Source organism: Sphingomonas azotifigens NBRC 15497 (assembly GCF_002091475.1).
Classification (GTDB): domain Bacteria; phylum Pseudomonadota; class Alphaproteobacteria; order Sphingomonadales; family Sphingomonadaceae; genus Sphingomonas; species Sphingomonas azotifigens.
Map to the genome: position 1 here is coordinate 27,902 of NZ_BCTR01000040.1, position 21,651 is coordinate 49,552.

Sequence of the window (21,651 nt, forward strand, 5' to 3'; positions counted from 1 at the left end):
GCTCACCATTTCGTCCGGAGGGTGGCGCCCAGCGTGCGCGGATCGCCGAGGATCGCCGTGACGAGCCCGGTGTTCGCGACGCTGAGCGTCTGGAAAGTGTTCTTGTCGAAGAGGTTGCGGGCCCAGACCGAGAGGTCGAACTTGCCCTTGTCGAGCCGCACGCCGATGCGCGCGTTGACCAGGTCATAGCTGGGGACCAGCCCGTAGCGGCTGTTGCTGGCGACGGTGTAATAGTTGGACCGCCACGACCAGTCGGCATGGCCGTAGAGCGTGACCCGGTCGGTCAGCGCATGGCTGGCATCGGTGCCGAGCGAGGCAGACCATTTGGGCACGCCCGCCAGCTGCTGGCCGCTCATGTTCTGGAGCGGCGATCCGCCGGGCTGTGTGGTGCTGGGGTTGAGCGCCTCCACCGGCGTCGGGCCGTTCGGATACTTGCGATAGGTGGCATCGGTATAGGCCAGCGCCCCGGTGAAGCCGAGTGCCGCGACCGGCTGCCACGCCAGATCCGCCTCGAACCCGCGCGAGCGCACCTTGGGGATATTGGCGATGTAGTTGATGTAGCTGTTGGTACCGATCACCTGCTGGACGATCGTCGTCTGGTAGTTGGTCACGTCCGCCCAGAAGCCGGCGAGGTTCGCGGTAAGCGTGTGGCGGAACAGCTGCGACTTGAGGCCGACCTCGTAATTGTCCGTCTGCTCGGGATCGACGACGGCGCTGACGCCCGCCGGGATGGTGGTGAGGTTCAGCCCCTGCGACTTGGTCCCGCGCGAGTTGGTCGCGTAGAGCAGCACGTCGTCGACCGGTTTCCAGCTGAGCGTCGCCAGCCACGACCAGCTGTCGTCCTTGGCGTCGACGCTGTAGTTGGCGGGCGGGGCGAGGCCGTTGCGGATCGCCTGGGCGCGGGTCGCCTGGGCCGGCGTCAGTCCGGCGAGCGACTTGCCGTCGGTCTGCGCCGAGACATAGCTGCCCCATTTGTCCTCATGGGTGAAGCGCAGGCCCGTGGTGAGGCTGAGCCGGGGATCGATATGCCAGGTGGTCTGCGCGAAGGCGGCGAGGCTGCGGGTGTGCGGATCGGAGCGCGACCGCGAGGTGAAGCCGTTTACCGCGGCGTCGGACACGGCCGGCGCATCGGCCGGGTAGAGCCAGTTCGGCGCGTCCGCCCCGTAGATCGCCGACCCGACGCCGCGTACCACCTGCCAGAAATAATAGCCGCCGATCAGCCAGTCGATGCGGCGCTCGCCGTTCGAGGCGATGCGGACTTCCTGGCTGAACTGGCGCTGAAAATTCTGCTGGTTGCTCTGGAGGTTGACCGACAGGCGGGTGACGTCGGAGTCGTTCGACGGATACCAGTTCCAGTGCCGCCCGGCGGTGATCGAAGTGATCGTCGCCCCGCCCAGGTCATAGTCGATCTCGCCTGAGATCCCCCAGGTGTCCATGATCGCGTAAAAGGGCGAGTTGGCGTCAGTCTTGCGCGCGAAGGGGTCGAAGGGGAGCGGCGTGTAGCCGGCGCGGGCGGCGCGCTGCAGCCAGTTGTTGGCGATGCTCGCGCCGTTGGTGTAGCTGGTGAACACCGAGACCGGCAGGTTGATGCAGCATTGCTGGCGCTGGTTGGAATAGTCGCCGATCAGCCGGATCGACAGGCCGCTCAAGGGCGTGACGAGCAGCTGCCCGCGCGCGGTGAAGTCGTCGTAATTATGAACGTCACGGCCGGTGGTGACATTGTGGATGAAGCCGTCGCGGTGCGTTTCGGCCAGGCTGATCCGCGCCGCGGCGAGGTCGGCGAGCAGCGGCCCGCTCAGCGAGCCGCGCAACTGGCGATAGCCATAGTCGCCGAAGCTCGCCTCGCCCTGCGCCTCGGTGGTGAAGCTCGGCAGGCGCGAGCTGATGTTGATCGCACCGGCCGTGGTGTTCTTCCCGAACAGCGTGCCCTGCGGTCCGCGCAGCACCTCGACGCGCTCGAGATCGACCAGGTCGAACTGGCTCTGCCCAGGGCGACCATAATAGACCCCGTCGATATACAGGCCGACCCCGTTCTCGATCCCGTCATTGGTCAGCGCGACGTTGGAGCCGAGGCCGCGGATGTTGATGTTGGTGTTGCGGGGATTGAAGCTGAATACCTGCAGCGCGGGCACCAGCTGCTGGATCTGATCGAGCCGATAGTCGCCGCGCGCCGCCAGCGTTTCGCCGCTGATCGCGCTGAGGGCGATCGGCACGTCCTGCGCACGCTCCTTGCGGCGGCGGGCGGTGACGAGGATGTCGTCGCCCTCGGCAGCGGGCGCGGCGTCGGTCGGCTCGTCTCCCACCGCCGGCGCTCTCACCGGATCGACGGCGGCGAGCTGGACGGTCTGGGCCTGGGCGGCACCGGCGAAGAGCGCAACGAGGCTGGCGCCGGCAAGCCATGCCGGCACGGACGAAGGAAACGGCAATGGAATCTCCCTGGCAGGTCGCGGGCGATCGATCTGCAGCGGCCGCACAAGGGCATCGTCCGGCGCGTCCGGCGCCCGACCGTTCGTACGGCACGGAAGAGATCGTCGGCCTTATAAGACCACGAATGGGGGTTAGCGGCCCCGGCGTTTCGGCTGGATCATGTCACCTCCCTTGTGGCGGTGCCTTATGTCTACTAAACAAGTAGAGATTAGAAACCTAGTTTGGCTTGGCCGCGGCGAAGTGCAGCTTGGGTGTCGTCGAAAGTGCAGCTTTGTCGGTGCCTTCGGCGACGAAGCCGGGCACGGAGAGGTATCGCTCGCCGGTATCATAGGCGAAGCCCAGCACCCGCAGGCCGGCAAGCTCCGGAAGCTTGGCCGCGATCGCCGCCAGTGTTGCGCCCGAGCTTGGCCCAACCAGCAAGCCCTCGCGCCGCGCCGCCGCCTGGGCGAACCACAGCGCCGCTTCGGCATCGACCTGGAGCACGCCGTCGAGCATGTCCGCATGCAGGTTGGTGGGCACGAAGCCAGCACCGATGCCCTGGATCGGATGCGGCCCCGCACGTCCGCCCGAAAGCACCGGCGATGCGGCCGGCTCGACCGCGAACACCAGCAGGCCCGGCCACTCCATCTTCAGCGTCTCGGCGAGCGCGGTGATATGACCGCCGGTGCCGACGCCGGTGATGATCGCGTCGATCGGCTCGTTGCGAAAGTCGGCGAGGATCTCGATCGCGGTGGTGCGGGCATGCGCGTCGATATTGGCCGGGTTGTCGAACTGGCGTGGCATCCAGGCGCCGGGCACCGATGCCGCAAGCTGTTCGGCGCGCGCGATGGCGCCCGCCATGCCCTGCTCGCGCGGGGTGAGCTCGAACTCGGCACCATAGGCCTGCATCAGCCGGCGCCGCTCGACGGACATGCTCTCGGGCATCACCAGAATCAGCCGATACCCCTTCACCGCCGCCACCATCGCGAGGCCGACGCCCGTGTTGCCGCTGGTCGGCTCGACGATGATGCCGTCGGGGGCGAGCGCGCCGCTGCGTTCGGCAGCGTCGATCATCGCAAGCGCGACGCGGTCCTTGAGCGATCCGCCGGGATTGCCGCGCTCGGACTTGATCCACACCTCGGCATCGGGGAACAGCCGCGACAGCCGAATGTGTGGCGTGTTGCCGATCGTACCCAGGACACTTGCAGCCCGCATGACGCTTCACCCCTCGATGTTGAAGGGAGGCTAATTCCTATCGACGCGATGGGCAATAAATCACGGCTTGTCGCCAGCCAATTCCAGATTGCCGGCAGCGAAGTCATCGGCGAGCGTCACGCTGTCGAGGATCCGGGCGGTTTCATCGCGAACGCGAAGCATCAGGGCGCGCAGCCGGCATTCGGGTTCAGGCACGCAGTTTTCGCAATGCTCGTGCGAGTTTCGGCTGGCGCAGGGTACTAGCGCGATCGATCCGCGCATCAGCCGGATGATCTCCCCAATCCGCACTTCGGCAGGGGCGGGGACCAGCACATAGCCGCCATCACGCCCACGCTGCGAGCGGACCAGGCCCTCGCGGCCGAGTTCGGAGAGGATGACGGTCAGGAACTTGGCCGGGATGTTCTGCGCCGCCACGATCTCGGCCAGCGGTACAACGCCTTGCCCATGCCGATCAGCGAGGTGTTGCAACGCGCGGATCGCGTAGCGGCTCTTCTGCGAAAGCATGGCGCTGCTATGCGCGGCTCGCTATCCGTTTTCAACGCGAACTGCGCGGTTTCGGGCATCCGGCGATCATGGGATGTGCCGTGGACGCAAGGTAGAAACCGCCGTTCCCCGACGCGGTCTCGCTCGCCGCGGAATGGGGCGACCCTATCGAGCCGGGGGTGAAGCGGGGCCCCGCGCCGGCGCGCAGGGCCCGTAGAGGGTCAGAACGCCAGGCGCACCCCGCCGCGGGCCGCGGCGCGGTGGTCTGCATCGCCGCTCTCGCCGGACAGCACCGCGAAAAGCGCGAGCCGGGGCGATAGCACGACATCGGCGCCGAGCTTGGCCGTGGCGAGCAGCGGCGCGCGCGTCGCGCTCTCGCCGACCAAGCCGAGGCCGCCGCCGGCGAGACCGGCGACCGCATAGGGCACCCGTCCGCGCAGCTGATAGCGGGCGCCCAGCGTCAGATAGGGCCGGATCGAAACCGCCGAGCTCGCCGCCGCGGTCCCGGCGAAGGTCACGCCGCCATCGACGAACACCGCGGTGCCGCGCCGCTTTGCCACGGTCAGCGCGAACGGGCTGCCCCCGTCCTCGGTCGTGGCGTCGCGGGTGGTGCGGATCGCCGTCGCGCCGATTGCCGGCCGCAGCGACCAGCTGCCACGCAGCGCCAGGCGTGCGTCGATGCTGGCGTCGGCCGTCCAGCCGTGCAGATCGTAACGGGCGGTCGCGCTGCCCAAGGGCAGCATGCGGCGGGTATTCGCCTGCGCGGCATCGTAGGCGATTGTCGCCTTGAAGCCGATGCCGCGGACCTGCGCGCGTCCGTGGACGCCCGCCACCACGCCGTCCGCCGTGGTCCGCGCGCCGAGATTGGCCAGCGTCTGGTGGCTGTTCAGATAGCCGCCGAATGCCCCGAGCGACCATGCGGTATCGCCAAAGCCGATGCCGGCCAGGAAGCCATAGCCATTGGTGGTGGTTCGCGCCACGCCGCCCGTCGGATCCCCGGCGAGCGCGCGGGTGCCGCCCAGCGCCGTGGCGAAGCTAAACAGGCCGGGCGAGTCGCCGACCGGCGCAAAGGCTTGGCCGCGCGCCGCATCGGCCAGCGTCAGGCCGTTCTCGATGCTGATCTGGCGGGTAGCGGCATAGGCTTGCGGCGTGATCTGCACGAAGGCAGCGGCGTTGCTGGCGGCCGTGCTGGTCAGCAGCTGCGGGGCTGCAGCGATCAGCGCCGGCGAGGCCCGGCCGCTGAGCAACACGCCGTTGACATAGTTCAGGCTGGCGCTCGCGCGGTCGCCAAAGTTCGGCGCCGCGACGAAGGTGGACATCACCCGGATACGGCCCCCGTCCTGCGAGAACAGGCCGAAGCCGGCGCCATTGGTCAACAAGTTGCTGAAGCTGCCGGAGACGCCCCCCGTTGCGGTGATCAGGTCGAGCACCGTGCCGGGGGCGATGTTGCCGGTCTGCACGATCTGCAAGGTCGCGCCATTGGCGATCGACAGCGTGCCGTTGACCACCAGCTTGTCGGAAATGGTCGGCGTGACTTCGAACAACGCGGTCGACGTGCCCGCCAGCGCGACGTTGCCGTTTACCGTCATCGTGCCCGGCGATGCGCCGGGGCTGAGCGTGCCGGCGACGGCGATATTGCCGTTCACCGTTCCCGCCGAGCCGAAGGTCGCGCCTGCCGCCACCGAGATGCTGTTCGCGGTGAGGGTCGATCCGGCTAGGCCGACCAGGCGGCCGCCGTTCAGCTGCACATCGGCAAAGCTGGCGGTGCCGGACAGGGTCGCGAAGCCGCCGCTCATCCGCAGTGCCTCGACATTGGCGACATCGCCCAGCGCGATCGTGGCGCCATTGGCGGTGCCGGCGATCTCGAGCCGGTCATTGCCGTCGCCGCCATCGATGCGCGGATTGATCGCGCCATCCCGCAGCACCACGCGGTCGTCGCCCGCGCCGAGCGACAGCGCGCCCATGGTGCCGGCATTGTCGACCAGATCGGCGCCGTCGCTGAGCAGCGTCGCGCCGGTGATCGTGCCGGTGTTGGTGAGCGTGATCGTGCTGCCGCTGGCAGCCAGGATCGCTGCCGCGCCCGTGCCGGTGGCGGCGATGCGCCCGGAATTGTTCAGCGTCACCGTCGTGCCGCCCGCCCAGATGGCGGCCGCGTTCAGGCCGGAGGCCGTGATCGACCCGCCGGCCTGATTGGTGAGGGTGCCGGTTGCCGAACCGGACCACGCCACGCCGATCGCCGGCGTGTCGTAGATCGAAACCGATGTGCTGGCGGCGGCGATGCTGCCGCTATTGGTAAAGACGATCGAGGCATTCTCTCCAACGGCCTGCAGGGAAACGCCCATCACGCCGCTGATCTGGCCGCTGTTCGTCGCCTGAATCCCGCTTCCGGCGCTCAGTGCAACCGCGGATTGGAAATAGGGGCTGGCGGCTGCCAGGGACCGGATGGTGCCGCTGTTGGTGAAGGTCAGCGATGTCCCGGTAAGCCAGACGGCGGGGTCGACGTACATGCCGGAGGTGATCGTGCCGCTATTGGCGAAGGCGTTCACCTGGGCCCCGACGCCCCCTCCGACGGTGCCGGTGTTCGTCAACGACGCCAGGACGGAATCCGTCGCGAAGACCGCGGTGGCACCATGTGTCAGGTCATACGGCAGATAGCTTGTCAGCCGGCCGCTGACGCTTCCCTGATTGATCACGCTGCCCGTGCCGGTAACGTACAGGTCGCCCGCAAGGCTGCCCGTCGCGGTGATCGTCGTGTCGTCGCCGACGGCTTCGAGGAGGCTGTTCTGGAAATTGCGCAGCGCGGGCACGGCCAGCGCCACCGTTCCGTTGCTCGATAGCGAGCGACCATAGACGTTGGCGCCGTCGCCGCCATCGATCGTACCCGAAACACCCAGCGAGTCTCCGCGCTGCAGCAGCAGGTCGTCGCCGCGGCCGAACAGCAGGTCGCCGGCAATCGTGCCACCTGCGGCGATGTAGATGCCGGTGTTGTACGACCGCGAAGGCGCGCCGCTGTTATAGGGGGGCTGATAGCCGAGATCGACCGTTCCCTGCACCGTGCCGGCGTTGGTGAACGTACCGCCCCGGACCTGGATGGCGGTGCCGCTGCTGCTGGCGATGGTCCCGCCCGCCGCATTGGTGATGATCGTCGATCCGTACGTATAGTCCGAATTGGCGATGGCGAGTCCGTCGACGCGAATGGTGCCGCTATTGGTGATCGTTCCGGCATCGATCACGCCCGTCGCCGCGCCGCTTCCGGCAATCTGGCTCAAGGTGCCCGTATTGACGAAGCTGGTGGCGCTCCTGATCCCGATTGCGCCGCCGAGGCTGATGGTCCCGTTGTTCACGACGGTACCACCGTTCGCCACGGCTATCATCGAGGAATAGCCGGTCGGGGCCTGATCGTTCACCGTGATCGTGCCAGCGTTGATGAAGCGGTCGGTCGAGCCGATCGAAACCGCAGCATAGGCGTACGCAGTGCTGTCGGCATGGCTGACGGAGATATTTCCGCGGCTCGTGATCGAGAGTGCGTTGCCCGTTCCGCCAAAACCCCCGACCGTGATCAGAGAATTCGTTTGGATCGCCGACTTGCTGGTCGTCGTGATATCCGCGGTCAGATCGATCGAACCGGCGCCGGCAAACGTCAGCGGAAGCGCCGCGCCGCCATTGCTCTTGAGCGTCAGGGCGGCATTGTTGAACAACTCATAGCCGATCATGGCGAACCCGCTCACTGCGCCGTAGCTTGCCATGGCGTCGCTCCGCACCTCGTACCGCAAGTTGGAGCCGGTCGCGGTGACCGTACCGTTGATGCCGGCGAAGCTGCCGGTGCCGGTATTGACCAGTTCGGTGACCAGATAGTCGCCATAGCCGAGCGTAAGATTGCCGTTCAGCACGCCGCCGGCCAGCGCGAAATAGCGATTGTCGTTGCTATATGGGTAGGTCGATTCGCTGCCGGCAAGGTGCACATCGCCGTTGATGGTGCCGGCATTCTGCACGACGCGGTTGTTGCCCGGATAGCGGGCGCCGCCGATGGCTTCGGTTCCGCCGGTAATGACACCGCCGGAGAGGTTTTTCAGCACGGCATGGGATTCCAGGTAGACCGCAGTGCCTGCCGAGCGGATCGTGCCGGTGTTGGTCAGGTCCGCCGAGAGGCGGGCGCCGATGCTCGCGCCTTCGATGACACCACTGTTGACGCGCTTGTAATAGGATCCGGAGGATCCCGTCAGGATCACGCCAGTGCCCCCGCTCGAACGGATCGTGCCGGAATTGTTGAAGTCGTCGCCGAAGAACGAGACGCCGATGCCGACACTCGTGATCGTCCCAGCATTGACGAACCCGCCGTAGGACGAGAACGACACGCCATCGCCTGCGGCGCTGATCGTCTGATTGTTGGTGAAGCCGTTGCCGGAGCCGATCTCGACCGCATATTTGTAGGGGGTAGCGGATGTCGTGCGGATCGTTCCGTTGTTCACGATCACGGGGTAGGAGGAAGAAAGCGCGCTACTCACCAAGGCCTGGCCGGCAGCCTCTATCGTTCCGCGGTTGTCGAACGTTCCCGGACCGCTGACGCGCAGCGTACCGGAATTGGTGAAGCCTCCGGCGATCGTCGTGGTCGCGCCGCGTTCGGTCGCAATTTCCAGCTGCTCGAAGTTGGTCGGCAGGCTGATCGACGTATTGATGGTCGTGTCGGTATCGACGCGGATGCGCACCAGATCGGTACCGGCACCGCCATCGACGATGCCGCTGACGCCGGTGCTGAGCGTCGGAGAGCCCGTGTAGCGTGCCACCAGCACATCGTCGCCTGCGCCGAAGATCAGATCGCCATTGATGGTACCTGCGGTGCTGTCGACGGTGCTGCCATAATAGCTCTGGGCCGATCCCGCGAGCACCCTGCCGTCGATACGTCCGGCATTGGTGAGCCCAACCGAGTTGCTGATCGTGATCGCGGTCGATCCGCCGGAGGTGATCTGCCCCCCGGCCGAGTTGACGATGGACAGGGTTGCGTAGGTCGCGGAACTTCCCGCGATGGCGGCACCGCTGCCGCTGTTGGAAATGGTGCCCGTGTTCGTCAGCGTATATCCGCTGGTGCTCAGGTTAGAGAGCGTGGCCGCCGCCGAATTGGAACGGATCGTCCCGCTGTTGGTCCAATCGCTCCCCTGCAGGGAACTGTTGTAGCCGCTGGCCATGTTGATCGCCGCGAGGCTGCCGCCGTCGATGGTTCCGGCATTGGCCAGCGTGCCGATGCTGCCGCTGATCGCGCCCAGAAACGCGCCGTCTCGATTGGTGATCGACCGAAAGCCGGCCTGCTCGGGCCGTATCGCAAGCAGCGCCGTCCCACTGGTGCCGGTGATGGTGCCGGCATTGTCGATCGTGACAAGGGCGGGCGCATAGCCGGTACCGGACGCGTCCACCGTAACTCCGTTGAAGCCGGAGACCTGGCCGCCTGTCGCGACCGTCAGGGCGACGCGGCTTCCATAATAATCATAGCTGTTGGCGGGCGCGGTGCCGGGCTGCACGAGGATCCCGCTCTGCGCGCCTCCGTCGACAGATCCGAAAATGTTGAGAGTCGCCTGGCGTTCATAGTAGCTGGCGGACATCGGCATGTTCACGCGGACCTGGCCGGTCGTCGCGCCGGCCGCTACCACCACCGTGCTGTAGCTGGTAGTGACCACCACGCCATCGGGATCGCTGCCGCTACACGTCGTCGTCCCGCTGGCGATTGTGGGATCGGGCGTGCACTGCGCATGTGCGGACGCAGTCGCCATGCACAATGCCAGCGCGCTTGTGCTGAGCACGTACGACAAGCGGCGGCCACGCCCCGCTCCAAAAGCATGAACCACGAAAATTCCCCCCTGTAGATCGACCAGTTGGTCGCGACTTCTACTGAAGAAAAAGTTGCAGGTTGTCCACGCCGATAGGTGCGCTAGTGCGGCTCCCCCCGCCTGGAGAGTTCAACATGTCCGATCGTCTCGCCGTGCTACTGCAGCATGCCCTGCCGAAACAGCGCCTTACGCAGCTTGCAGGCCATGTCGCCCGCGCCCGGGGCGGTGCGATGACGCGCTGGCTGATCCGCGCGTTCGTCGCCCGGTACGGCGTCGACATGGGCGAGGCGGCGGACCCCGACATCGCCAGCTATGCCAGCTTCAACGCGTTCTTCACGCGCCCGCTGCGGGCGGGAGCGCGGCCCATGGCGCGTGCCGATTTCGTCTCGCCGGTCGACGGGGCGATCAGCCAGCTCGGGGACATCGATGACGAGCACATGGTTCAGGCCAAGGGGCATCGCTTCACCGCGACCGCGCTGCTCGGTGGTGACGCCGCGCTGGCGGCCGCATTCCGGCACGGCAGCTTCGCGAACCTCTATTTGTCGCCGCGCGACTATCATCGCCTGCACATGCCGTGCACGGGCCGACTGACGCGGATGATCCACATTCCGGGCAGCCTGTTCTCGGTGAACCCGGTCACCGCGCGCGGCGTGCCCAACCTGTTTGCCCGCAACGAGCGGGTCGTGTGCGTGTTCGAAAGTCCGGAGCACGGCACCTTCGCGATGGTGCTGGTCGGCGCGACGATCGTGGGCAGCATGGCGACGGTGTGGCACGGCGTCGTCAATGCCAAGCGGACGGGCGCGCCCAGCGAATGGCGGTATGCGGACGAAGAGATCGTGCTGGAGCAGGGGGCAGAAATGGGCCGCTTCCTGCTCGGCTCCACGGTGGTGATGCTCTTCCGGCCCGGTACCATCGCGTTCGACGCCGGCTGGGTGCCGGAACGGCCCGTACGGCTCGGCGAGCGCATGGGCGACCGCCCGGTATAACCAGGCTCGATGGTTCCGCAGTGGACGGTCTCGATGCGCACCGGCCGCAGCAGATTCATCGGATCGCCGCCGGACCCTTCGCGGCGACGCGTCGTTGAGAGCGGCGGTCCGGTCAGCACAAGCGCGGTCCGGTCGAGCTCGAGTGTCGATACGCGCAACTGAGGATATGATCGAGGTCGCGAGCAACGCCGCCGCCTAGGCGGCATGAAGCAACGCTCGCGGCGCCCCCAGCGGCGTGCCGAGTCACCCGGGCCGCGCATGTAGAGAAGGACGAACATGGCAGACATCGCCGGCTGGCTGGCTTTGGCCGCTACCTGTGTCGCAGCGCTGATGACGGCATCCAATCTGGGGGCGCGGGTCACCGGCTGGGGCTTCGTCGTCTTCACCGTCGGCGCCGCGGCCTGGATCGTCGTCGGGATCGCGACGCAGCAGACGCAGTTGCTGTGGAGCAACATCTTTCTCGGGCTGGTCGACCTGTTCGGCATCTGGCGCTGGCTGGGCCGTCGCGCCCGCTTCAGCGACGCCGCCGATGCCGAGCAGGAAATCAGCCGGCACCAGTCGGGCGAGAATCTGTTCGCCGCCTCCGGCCTGGACGGGATGCCGGTAAAGGGCCGCGACGGCGATGTCCTTGCCTATGCGGTCGACGCGATGCTGGCATGCGCCGGGGGCGACCTGTCGCACCTGGTGATCCGCGAAGGCGGCGTGGCCGGGGTGGGCGAGACCTTGCGTCGTCTCCCCTGGCGTGACGTCCGCGTGCGCGACCGGGCGTTGCTGACGAACCTCGACGCCGCCGAACTCGCAAGGCTGCCTACTGTAGAGCCTGCCTAGGCGTCACGACGAGCAGCGAAACGCCCTGTCGCGGCAGGCGGAAGCGAAGCGCTGCCCCGTCGTTCACGGCCCGCAGCGGCTGGGGCGCAGCCTCTATCGGCGTCAGCTTGGCCGCCTGCAGCAAGGCGGCGCGCTGCGCGTCGCTCGGCGCGATCGGCGATCCCATGGCGCGCCACGCGGCGAAGCTGTTCGCATGGGCCGCATCGATCCGGTAGTGCGTCACCACGGCGCCGCTAGCCAGTGCGGTCGGCAGCCCGCGAAGCCGCAGCGCCACCTGGGCATCGGGCCCGGCGATGTCGTCGTCATGATAGTGCCAGACCAGAATCGACAGCGTGTCGCCGTCCAGAGTGGCGACGCTGCCGATATCGGGCGCGCCGCGCACCCCGTCGCGCAGCACCGCATCGAGCGGCGCCTCGCGGTCGGAACTGGCCCGCACATAGTGCCCGCGCATCATCGCGAACAGCTTGAACAGGTTCATCACCGGCAGGTCGATGCCGTTCGAGGTGAGCTGGCGGAACCCGGCGAAGGGCGGCTGATCCTCGAACTCGAACGCCCAGGACAGGACTCCCTCCAGCTTCAGTCCGCGCCGTGCCGCCAGCGCGCGCAGGCGCGGGAAGGCGGCGGCGGTGTAGCTCGAATACATCGTGCCGTTGCGATAGCCATTGGCCGGCCCCTGGCAGGCCGCGCAGCCCTCGGGATCGGACTCGCCGATGATGATCGGCTTGGTGCGGCCGATCGGATCGGCGGCGATGGCGGCGAACTCATGGTCGGCGGCGCGCAGATGGGTGTTCAGTCCCATGCGGACATGGCTGCCGGCAGCATCCTCGACGACGATGGGCTGGCCCTTGGCGTGGAAGGACAGGAAGTCGGTAGGGGTGCCGGCCACACGCACATGGGCAAGAAAGGCGGCGAGGAAATCATCGCCGGCGCCGGCGCCGTCGGGTCCGCCGACACGCGCCTCGGGCAGTGCGCGGCGGACCCCATGGATAGCGGCATCGTGCAGGCGGAAGAAGTCCTCCCGCGTGCCGCCCCAATAATATTGCGGGAGATTGGCCTCGTTCCACGTCTCGAAATACCAGCTCGCGACCTCGGCGCGGCCGTATCGCGCGATGCAGTGGCGGACCCACTGGAAGATCAGTTCCTCCCACTTGGCGAGGTCGCGCGGCGGGAAGGCCCAGCCCGTGCGCAGCGTGCCGCTGCCGGGCCGCCAGTCATGCTGATAGGGTATCGGCTGCGTGGATAGCGCCTCGGGCATGAAGCCGAGCTCGACATAGGGCTTCACGCCGCGCGCCCGATAGGTGTCGAAGATGCGATCAACGATCGTCCAGTCGTAGATCGCGCGGCCTTGGGAATCCTCGCTGTAGATGCCGGTCGACCCCCATTTGAGCGCGGGGGTGCCGTCGCCTGAGGTGAACAGGTTGTGCGTGCGGAAATAGACGCGGTCGGGCGCGAGTGCGCCGAGCGTCGCGAGCGTGGTCCGGCCGTCCTTCATCGTCGCATAATTGGGCTCGTCGGCGCCGAAGAAGCGCCAGACGGGTTCGACCGGGCCTTCGTCGCGCGCGGCATCGACCTCGATGGTGACCGGGATCGGCGCGGGATCGGGGGCCGCGAGGGCGGCATGCGGGCACGCGAGGACAGCCGCGGCGAGCACCGCCCGCACCTTCATTTCGGTTGCTCCAGCGCGACGATCGTGCCGCCCTTCATCACGAAGCGAACGGCGCGCACCGCCTGGACGTCGCGGGTGGGGTCGCCGGCGACCGCGACAAGATCGGCGAGCAGACCGGGCTTCACCGCTCCCAACCGCGCGGACGCACCGGACCAGCGGGCATTGCCGGCGGTCGCTGCCATCAGCACCTCGGCCGGGCGCATCCCCGCGGCTGCCAGCAGCACCATCTCGCGGGCATTGTCGCCATGCGCGAAGACGCCGACATCGCCGCCCATGCAGATCGGCACCCCGGCGCGAAGCGCGAGCCGCAGGCTCTCCCTGCTGGCGACGACGGCGGCGGGGGCGGGCTCGATGCCGTCCCAGCCGCGGTAGCGGGACGTCGCATCGGCGGCGGCGAGGGTGGGGCAGAGCGCGATCTTCTTCGCTGCCATCGCCGCGAAGATCGCCGGCGTGCCGCCATAGCCATGCTCGATCGTGTCGACCCCCGCTTCGATCGCGCGGCGCATCCCTTCGGCGGTGGCGGCGTGCACCGCCACCGGACGCCCCGCATCGTGCGCGGCAGCGACGGCAGCCTTGATTTCCTCGAGGCTCAGCGTGGGACGGCTCTCCTCGCCGGGGCGCCAGCGATAATCGGCATAGAGCTTGATCCAGTCGGCGCCCGCGGCGATCTGGCGTCGAACAGCGGCGACCATCTGCTCGGGGCCCGAGACTTGCTCGGCGCCCTGCGGCACGTCCACACCCGGCTCGAACCCCTTGGGGCCATAGGCGCCGAGTGCGACGATGGCGCGGGTGGCGACCTGAAGGCGGGGCCCTTCCACCACGCCTTGGTCGATCGCCGCCTTCAGCCCGACATCGGCATAGCCGGCGCCTTCGGTGCCGAGATCGCGCAGGCTGGTGAAGCCTGCATGTAGCGTCGCGCGCGCCTGCGCCACCGCACGGGCGGTGCGGAGCGCCAGCGATTCGTGCAGCACCTGATCGTCCCAGCTCGTCTCGTTATAGGGATGCAGGAAAAGGTGCGCATGGCCCTCGATCATGCCGGGCATCAGCGTGTCGCCGTCGAGCGTAACCACCTTCGCGCCGGCGGGGGCTGCCAGTGCGGGGCCGACGGCAACGATGCGCTCGCCGCGGACGAGAACCTGCCAGCCGGGATGCATCTGGCCATCGACCCCGTCGAACACGGCGGCCGGCTTGAGCAGGATGCCGGTGGGTTCGGCTTGCTGCGCGGATGCCGGGCCGGCAAGCGCCAGTGCCGCCAGGGCCGCGAACCGATGTTTCGCCATCTGCTCCCCGTTTTCGTTTCGGGCCATGGATACGCGGATCCGCACCGGGCGCAATCCATTGCTTCCATTGGCTTTGCTCGATGTGGCGCATGCGGAGACCAGGTGCGGCAGTCGCCGCATAGCGAAGCACGCGCGCTTGCCGGCAAAACAAGCTTTAGAACACGTCGCGAATTTCGAGGGTCGGTGAAATGACGGCGGATTCAGGGATGTTGTTGAACACGGTTGATGCCGATTTACCGTCGTTGATGTGGGTGCGCTCCTGCATCCATCCGTATGATATTGGATGTTGTTGTTGGATAGTAGGGAGGTCGTGCTTGGCTGTTCGAATGGATTTTAACATTCAATCGCCACGGCCTTGATCGAAGACACTTGCCATTCCATGGAGATTGCGATGAACGTGCTTGCCGTATCCGCCTTCGCCCTTGTCGCGTTCGGCGCGCCCACGCCGTTGGTGCAGGCGCAGCAGTCCGGCGCCACCGTCAAGGACGGCGTGGTCGTGTCGCACCAGTTCGTGAAGACGCGCGGCGGCGAAGAGGAAGTCACTTGCGAGGGCTTTGTCGGGCTGGCGGACGCGTTCAAGCCGCAGGCCGTCGCCTATGCCATCGGCTATAACCGCGCGAAGCATCCCGAAGAAGCGGTGGTGGAAGTATCCGGGGTCGAGGCGCTGGTACCGGTCGTCGTCAGCGCGTGCGTCACCACGCCGGCCGTGCCGCTGCACCAGGCCGTGGCCAAGACGCTGAAGAAGTAACGCCCTCGAAAAGGCGGCCCGCCCCGGCGCTGCCGGAGCGGGCCCGGGGGATCAGAACTCGGCGCTGAACCCGAAGGTGAAGGTGCGGCCGCTGGTGGTGTATACCACCCGGCGCGCGATCGGGCCGGCGGCGAACTGCTCGATCGGCACGTTGGTGAGGTTGATGCCTTCGGCGATCAGGCGGATGCCCGGACGCAGGTTCACATGCGCCTGGAAGTCGATATTGTGGGTGCCGCGGATCCAGTCGCCGACATTCCCGATGGTGCCGAGGCCAGTATAATATTTGCTGCGATAGGCGTCGGAGACGCGCACGCCCCACTGCTTGTCCTCATAATAGAGCGTCGCGTTCGCCGCCCATTTCGAGAGGTTGAACAGCGGCAGCGTCACGAACATGTTGCCCACCTTGCCCTGCTGCTTGCCATCGAACCAGGTGCCGTTGGCGGTGACGCCGAGATGGTCGAACGGCGCCGGCAGGAAGGTGAAGTCGTGCTGGAACGCGACCTCGACGCCCTTGATGTCCGCGCCCGGGCCGTTGATCGGCTGGCTCACGTCATAGGGGGTGTTGGCGTCCTGGCCCTGGATCAGCAGCGACAGCGGCAGGCCCGTCTGGCCGTAGGGAATAGTCGTCGTGCTCGGCGAGATATAGGTGTCCATGTTCTTGTAGAAGAAGCCGATCGAGGCGAAGCCCTTGCTGTCCATGTACCATTCGAGCGAGGTCTCGACCGAGGTCGCCTTGAAGGGCTTGAGGAACGGGTTGCCGAGGCTGAGGCTGCCGCCATTCGGCCGGGTGGTGATCGATCCCGCCGCGGCGAGGTCGCCCAGGAACGGGCGGTTGATGTTGCGGTCGGCGCTCAGGCGGAACACCAGGCTGCGGGTCAGGTCGAGCGCGAGGTTGGCGGCGGGCAGCCAGCCATGGCTGTTGTTCTTGATCACCACCGGCACGAACGCCGTGCCCACCGCGAGATGGCCCGACGAGGTAAGGTCGGTCGAGAAATAGCGCAGCCCGGCATTGGCGCGCAGCCGCATGCCCGCGACCTGCGTATCGAGGTCGACCTGCGCGAAGCCGTTCCACGTCTTCTCGTCGACCGTGTAGTCACTGCCGGCCTGGAGGTTGCCGGCGGCCAAGTCGCGCTTGTCACCGATCGCGGCATAGACGCCGTCGATATTGCCGACGATGTACTGGAGCAGCGTCTTCGGCCCGACCAGCTGCTTCAGGTCGTTCGAAACCTGGATATCGGCCGGCACGTTGTGGAACACCTTGTTGGCCCAGGTGTAGCCGCTGTTGGTGAAGTGCTTGTAGGCGCCGCCGGCCTTGAACAGCAGCCCGTTACCGAGATCATAGTCGGCGCCGAGCTTGCCGTTGGTGTAGCGGTTGACGATCTTGTTTTCCTGCACGTCGAGCCGCTGGACCGCCCACAGGTTCGGATCGGTGATCGCGATGCCATAGGTGTTGACCGGGATCTGCGGCCGCGTGTCGTAGCTGAATGCGGTTTGCTTGGCCTCCATGAACACCTTGTCGAACACCGGCTGGCCGAAATCCGATTCCTCATAGCCACCGAGCGCGCGGACCGTCAGCCGGTCGGTCAGCTTCCAGCTGAGATTGGCGACGCCCTGGTAGAAATCGGTGTGGTTCTTGACGATATGGTGCTCGGAGCGGAGGTCGATGCCGGTGAAGCTCGCCGCGCGCAGCGTGTTGGTGTCATCGATCACCGCGCTGTGGATCACCTGCGTGCCGGTGACCGACGATCCGGTCAGCGGATTGCTGCCCGCGGTCGCCAGCGCATAATCGTCGCGCGTGTCCCATAGCCGCCCGTAGAGAAAGTCGACGTCGAGCTTGAACGCGTCGCCCGGGTGATACTGCACCGAGGAGGTGATGCCGAGTCGCTGGCGTTCGGTGTACCAGGTCGAGGGCGACTGGGCGGTCGGCTGGTAGACGCCGGCGAGCAGCTTGGCGCGGGTCGCGGCGTCGATCTCCGATCCGATGTTCGCGGCGCCATATTTTGTCGGGCCCCAACCCCAGTTGCGATAGCCATATTCGTTGCTGCGGATCTTGCTGTACGCGACCGAGACCAGCGCGCCGAGATCGCCCGAGCGGACCGAGGCGAGCGCGACCGCGCGCGGGGTGACGCCGCTGGTGTTGGTGTTGGTCTGGCCCTTGGCGGACACGACGAACTTGTTGCCGCTATAGTCGAAGGGCTTGGCGGTGGAGAGCTGCACCGTGCCCGCGAGCCCGCCTTCGTCCTGCTCCGCGGCATAGGATTTCTGCACGGCGACGCGGTTGAACAACTCCGAGGCGAACAGGCTGTAGTCGAACGCGCGCGAGCGGGTGACCGAGCCGCGATTGTCCATGCCCGAGGCGGTGTTGCCCAGCACTTCCATGCCGTTCAGCTGGGTACGGGTGAAGTCGGCACCAAGGCCGCGCAGGGCGATCTGGCGGCCCTCGCCGGTATCGCGGGTGATGGTGATGCCGGGTACGCGCTGCAGCGATTCGGCGAGGTTCAGGTCGGGAAAGGCGGCGATATCGGTGGCGACGATGTCGTCCTCGGCACCCACGGCGCGGCGCTTCAGGTCCTGCGCGGCGGTGAGACTCTCGCGATAGCCGGAGACGACGATCTCGGCGGGGTCCGCTTCCTGCGGTGCGGCGGCGGCCGTCTGGACGGGGGCGGTCGTCGCGGCGGCGGGTGCCTCGCTGCGCACCACCCGGCGCGCGGCAGGGGCGGCGCGGGCGGGCGTGAGCACCACGATGCCGCCGTGCAGAGATGCGGTCAGGTTCGATCCGCGCAGCAACTGATCGAGCGCCGCGCGCGCCGTGAGGGCACCCCGCACCCCGGCGGTGCGACGCCCGGCAACCGCGGCGGGTGCGACGACGACCTGCAGGCCGGTCGCCTGCGAAAACTGCGAGATGGCGGTGCGCAGGTCGGTGGGCGCGATGTCGAAACGGTGCTGCGCGGCCAGTGCCGCCTCGGCAGCGTGTGCCTGGCCGATGGCGGGCGCCGCCAGCATGATGGCTATGGCCATGCGTGAAATCCCCTGGATGCGATTCATTGGTCTTCCCTCCGCTCCGGCGCGGTTGCGCCGCTAGCGAGGAAGACGGGGGGCGATCAGCTTCCGGACAAAATTTTGTTGTTGCAGTTCAATGTCATCTGGGTGACGCTTTGACGTCGGCGTCCGTCGGCACCAGCCGCAGCGTTGCCCCAGCTCGCACCGTGCGGAAGCCATAGGCCACGCCCATCGCATCGAGCAGGTCCTGCGACGAGTCCAGCCGGAAGCGCCCCGATATCGGGAGTGCGGCGAGGCTCGCGGGCGGCGGCGCGACGAGTGGCCCGCCGCGGCGGTTGAGCGTATCGACGAGGTCGCCGAGCGGCATGGCGTCGACGTCGATCCAGCCGTTGCGCCAGTCCTTCTGCGCGGCATCGAAGCGCGTCGGCGCCTGGGCGCGGCCATCGGCGAACCGGCTCCGCCAGCCGGCCGGTACCACCACGTCCCCATTGCCGCCGCGGTCGCCGCCGAACCGCACTGTGCCGCGATATACCGCCAGCCGCACCCCGCCCCGGGCGATGTCGAGATCGAACGCGGTGCCGAGAACCTGGGTCACCGATCCCTGCGCCCGCACGGCAAAGGGGCGGGCGGGCAGGTGGGCGATGTCGAAATAGGCTTCGCCGCGCTGCATCGTCACGCTGCGCCGATCCCTGGCGAGCAGCACGTCGAGACTGGTGGCGCCGTTCAGATGCACGGACGAGCCATCGGCAAGGCGGATGTCGAGCATCTCGCCGCGCGCCGTCTCGTAATGCACGGGCTGCGGGGCGGGCATGCCGAACCAGCCCGCCTGCCACCCGCCGATGCCGAGCATCGCGACGAGCGCAAGGGCGCTGCCGGTGCCGATCGCCTGCCGCCGGCGCGTGCGCATCGCGCGGACATCGCCGTCCGAAAGGCGCGGCAATTGCGCCATGGCGTCGAACAGCGCCCGGTCGTCCAGCATCGCCTGCACGTCGGCCGCCGCCTGTGGGGGCGGTTCACGCAGCACGGCGTCATCCTCGCGCATCGCCCAGCGGGCAGCGTCGTTCAGCGCGGCGCGGCGATCTCGCTTCATCGCGCCGCTCCGCCCGGCAGGCCGCGCCGTTCGAGCGCCGCACGCAGATCGGCGACCGCGCGGACGCAGTGCTTCTCGACCGCCGCGACGCTCATCTCGAGATCCGCCGCGATGATCGCGACGGCGACTCCGTCGAGCCGACGGCGGAGGAACACTTCGCGCCGCAGCGGCGGCATGACGCGCAGCGCGCGGGCGAGAATGTCGACGCGCTGGCGATAGTCGAGCACCTCCTCGGCACGCGGCTGGGCGCAGGGGATGTCGTCGGCGAGTTCGGCGGCGCGGGGCAGGGCGCGGCGTCGTCGAAAATGATCGAACACCAGGTTGCGGGCGACCGCGAAGCAGAAGGCGCCGACATCGGCGACGCTGCGCGACCGGCGATAATCGTACAGCCGGATATAGGTTTCCTGTACGATATCCTCGCCCTCATGGTCGTCGCGCAGCCGCATCTGGACGAAGCGCTGCAGGGCGGCGCGCAGGGCTACCTCTTCGGATATGACGCGACGCTCGGCCGCAACCGTGCCCATTTCTGTCATCGGTCTGTGCCCCTACCCGAAGCTCTTGTCGCCCGTCGTGCCGAGGATCGGCGTGCCCGGGCGGCCTCTTTCACCCTGAGATTTCCCGTTTTTTCGCAGGCTAACGGCTCTCGATGAAGCTGGCGTGACAGTCGGTGCGCGGTATGATGCGGCGACACCGTTGTTCGGGAACCCAGCGTTTCCCGCTGCCGCCTTGCGCCGCGCCGGGGCGCAGGCGCACACCGGCCTTGTTGCGGTGACGACTCGAATGGCCGGTCGGGCATGCGCGTTGCAAAGCGAGGTGGGCGTGAAGGCTCTTCAACAACGGTATAACGGAGTGGCGATCCTGCTCCACTGGGCATTGGCGCTGCTGCTGTTGTTTCAGCTCGGCCTTGGCTGGGCGCTGGAGGACCTGCCGCACGCCACGCTGTTCATCGCGTTCCAGTTCCACAAGTCGATCGGCATCCTGATTCTGGTGCTGTCGCTTGCGCGGCTGTTGGTACGGCTGGTCGTGCCGCGTCCCGCGCCAGTCGAGGGCGCGCCGGCGGTGAAGCTGCTCGTCAGCGCGGTGCATCTTGGCCTCTATGCGGTGATGATCCTCGGGCCGATCACCGGCTGGATCATCGTGTCGACCGCGCGGGTGAAGCTGCCGACGCTGCTGTTCGGCACGATTCCGCTGCCCCACCTGCCGCTGGGCGCGGCGTGGAACGAGCCTGCCGAGACGATCCATGGCCTGATCGGCTGGCTCCTCGCCGGGTTGGTCGTATTGCACGTGGCGGGCGCGCTGCGGCACCATCTGCTGCGCGACGACGTGATCGGGCGGATGATGCCGGCGGCCTTGTCGCGGCGTCCGGCGCTGTCGGTGGCGGTGGTGGTCGCGCTGGCGGCGTGCGTCGCGGCGTTCCTCACCGGCTCGTGGCGCTATCAGGGCCATGCCGAGCTGCCCAAGCCTTCGCAACCGCTGCCGACGCCCGGCTCGACTCCGGACGTGCCCGCCGCCCCGACGCCGACGCCGGAGGCCTCGGCCAGCCCCGAGCCGACCCCGTCGCCTTCGGCCTCGCCGACCGAGGCCGCCGCCGCGGTGCCGGTCCGCAGCTGGAAGGTCGCTGCGGGCGGCACGCTCGGCTTCCGCACCGTCTATAGCGGCGAGACGATCAACGGCCGCTTCACCCGATGGACCGCCGACATCCAGTTCAGCCCGGACGACCTCGCCCATTCGAAGATCGCGGTCGACGTCGATCTCGCCTCGGTGAGCAGCGGCGACTCGGAGCGCGACGATACACTGAAGGGCGACGATTTCTTCGGCATCGCCGCGCACCCCAAGGCCCGCTTCACCGCCACCCGGATCCGCAAGCAGGGCGCAGGCTATGTCGCCGACGGCACGCTGGCGCTGGCCGGCGCAACCAAGCCGATGCCGGTCGCCTTCACGCTCAAGATCGACGGCGACCATGCCCAGGCGAGCGGCACCGCCTCCGTGAAGCGCCTCGCCTTCGGCGTCGGCAAGGGCCAGTGGAGCGACGCGAGCACGATCCCCGACGCCGTCGCCGTGACGTTCCGCTTCGCCGCCGACGCGAAATAGCCGGGCGCAATTCGCCTCTTGCCTGTCCTGCGATAAAAG

12 protein-coding genes and 1 pseudogene are annotated in these 21,651 nt (G+C 67.6%); 4 read left to right on the forward strand and 9 right to left on the reverse strand.

Annotation, left to right across the window (positions count from 1 at the left end; translation table 11 throughout):
* Positions 1-2 precede the first annotated feature (2 nt).
* From SAZ01S_RS14590 to SAZ01S_RS14605, 4 genes and pseudogenes are all read right to left on the reverse strand, one after another.
* On the reverse strand, positions 3-2,426 hold the full coding sequence (locus SAZ01S_RS14590) for a TonB-dependent receptor (RefSeq protein WP_245824892.1): 2,424 nt from the start codon (positions 2,424-2,426) through the stop codon (positions 3-5).
* A gap of 283 nt (positions 2,427-2,709) precedes the next feature.
* Positions 2,710-3,621: pseudogene (cysK, locus tag SAZ01S_RS14595) on the reverse strand (cysteine synthase A); the annotation flags it as partial.
* A 60-nt stretch (positions 3,622-3,681) separates the two neighbouring features.
* Positions 3,682-4,125, reverse strand: a complete 444-nt coding sequence (locus tag SAZ01S_RS14600; RefSeq protein ID WP_084583002.1) for an RrF2 family transcriptional regulator — start codon at positions 4,123-4,125, stop codon at positions 3,682-3,684.
* Between the two features lie 200 nt (positions 4,126-4,325).
* Positions 4,326-9,866: a hypothetical protein gene (locus SAZ01S_RS14605; RefSeq protein WP_139810090.1), complete on the reverse strand. Its 5,541-nt coding sequence runs from the start codon at positions 9,864-9,866 to the stop codon at positions 4,326-4,328.
* Positions 9,867-10,057: 191 nt separating this feature from the next.
* Here SAZ01S_RS14605 and asd point away from each other — a divergent pair, with 191 nt between their 5' ends.
* Entirely contained in the window at positions 10,058-10,909 is an 852-nt protein-coding gene (gene asd, locus SAZ01S_RS14610; protein WP_084583004.1) for an archaetidylserine decarboxylase, read from the forward strand.
* A gap of 276 nt (positions 10,910-11,185) precedes the next feature.
* Entirely contained in the window at positions 11,186-11,737 is a 552-nt protein-coding gene (locus SAZ01S_RS14615) for a PRC-barrel domain-containing protein (RefSeq protein ID WP_084583005.1), read from the forward strand.
* On the opposite strand, the gene SAZ01S_RS14620 is transcribed toward SAZ01S_RS14615, so the two are convergent.
* Together SAZ01S_RS14620 and SAZ01S_RS14625 are read right to left on the reverse strand one after the other, a co-directional pair.
* A complete protein-coding gene (locus SAZ01S_RS14620) occupies positions 11,718-13,403 on the reverse strand; it encodes a GH39 family glycosyl hydrolase (protein ID WP_084583006.1) in 1,686 nt (561 codons plus the stop codon). The two genes, SAZ01S_RS14615 and SAZ01S_RS14620, sit on opposite strands and share 20 nt — an antisense overlap.
* Positions 13,400-14,683 (reverse strand): metal-dependent hydrolase family protein, encoded by a 1,284-nt coding sequence (locus tag SAZ01S_RS14625; RefSeq protein WP_084583025.1) that lies wholly within the window; start codon positions 14,681-14,683, stop codon positions 13,400-13,402. The genes SAZ01S_RS14620 and SAZ01S_RS14625 overlap by 4 nt, the downstream gene beginning before the upstream one ends.
* A 391-nt stretch (positions 14,684-15,074) precedes the next feature.
* Between SAZ01S_RS14625 and SAZ01S_RS14630 the strand changes: the two genes are divergently transcribed.
* A complete protein-coding gene (locus SAZ01S_RS14630) occupies positions 15,075-15,431 on the forward strand; it encodes an HdeA/HdeB family chaperone (protein ID WP_167693172.1) in 357 nt (118 codons plus the stop codon).
* Positions 15,432-15,482: 51 nt separating this feature from the next.
* Here SAZ01S_RS14630 and SAZ01S_RS14635 read toward each other — a convergent pair whose 3' ends face one another.
* The 3 genes from SAZ01S_RS14635 to SAZ01S_RS14645 all read right to left on the reverse strand — a co-directional run bounded on the left by SAZ01S_RS14635 (position 15,483) and on the right by SAZ01S_RS14645 (position 20,054).
* Complete coding sequence (locus SAZ01S_RS14635; RefSeq protein ID WP_245824895.1) at positions 15,483-18,449, reverse strand: TonB-dependent receptor; 2,967 nt, start codon at positions 18,447-18,449, stop codon at positions 15,483-15,485.
* A gap of 121 nt (positions 18,450-18,570) precedes the next feature.
* On the reverse strand, positions 18,571-19,521 hold the full coding sequence (locus SAZ01S_RS14640) for a FecR family protein (RefSeq protein ID WP_084583009.1): 951 nt from the start codon (positions 19,519-19,521) through the stop codon (positions 18,571-18,573).
* The gene (locus SAZ01S_RS14645; RefSeq protein WP_084583010.1) at positions 19,518-20,054 is read right to left on the reverse strand and encodes an RNA polymerase sigma factor; all 537 of its coding nucleotides are present in this window, start codon (positions 20,052-20,054) and stop codon (positions 19,518-19,520) included. The genes SAZ01S_RS14640 and SAZ01S_RS14645 overlap by 4 nt, the downstream gene beginning before the upstream one ends.
* Positions 20,055-20,334: 280 nt before the next feature.
* Between SAZ01S_RS14645 and SAZ01S_RS14650 the strand changes: the two genes are divergently transcribed.
* Positions 20,335-21,612 (forward strand): YceI family protein, encoded by a 1,278-nt coding sequence (locus tag SAZ01S_RS14650; RefSeq protein WP_439951230.1) that lies wholly within the window; start codon positions 20,335-20,337, stop codon positions 21,610-21,612.
* Positions 21,613-21,651: the final 39 nt, after the last annotated feature.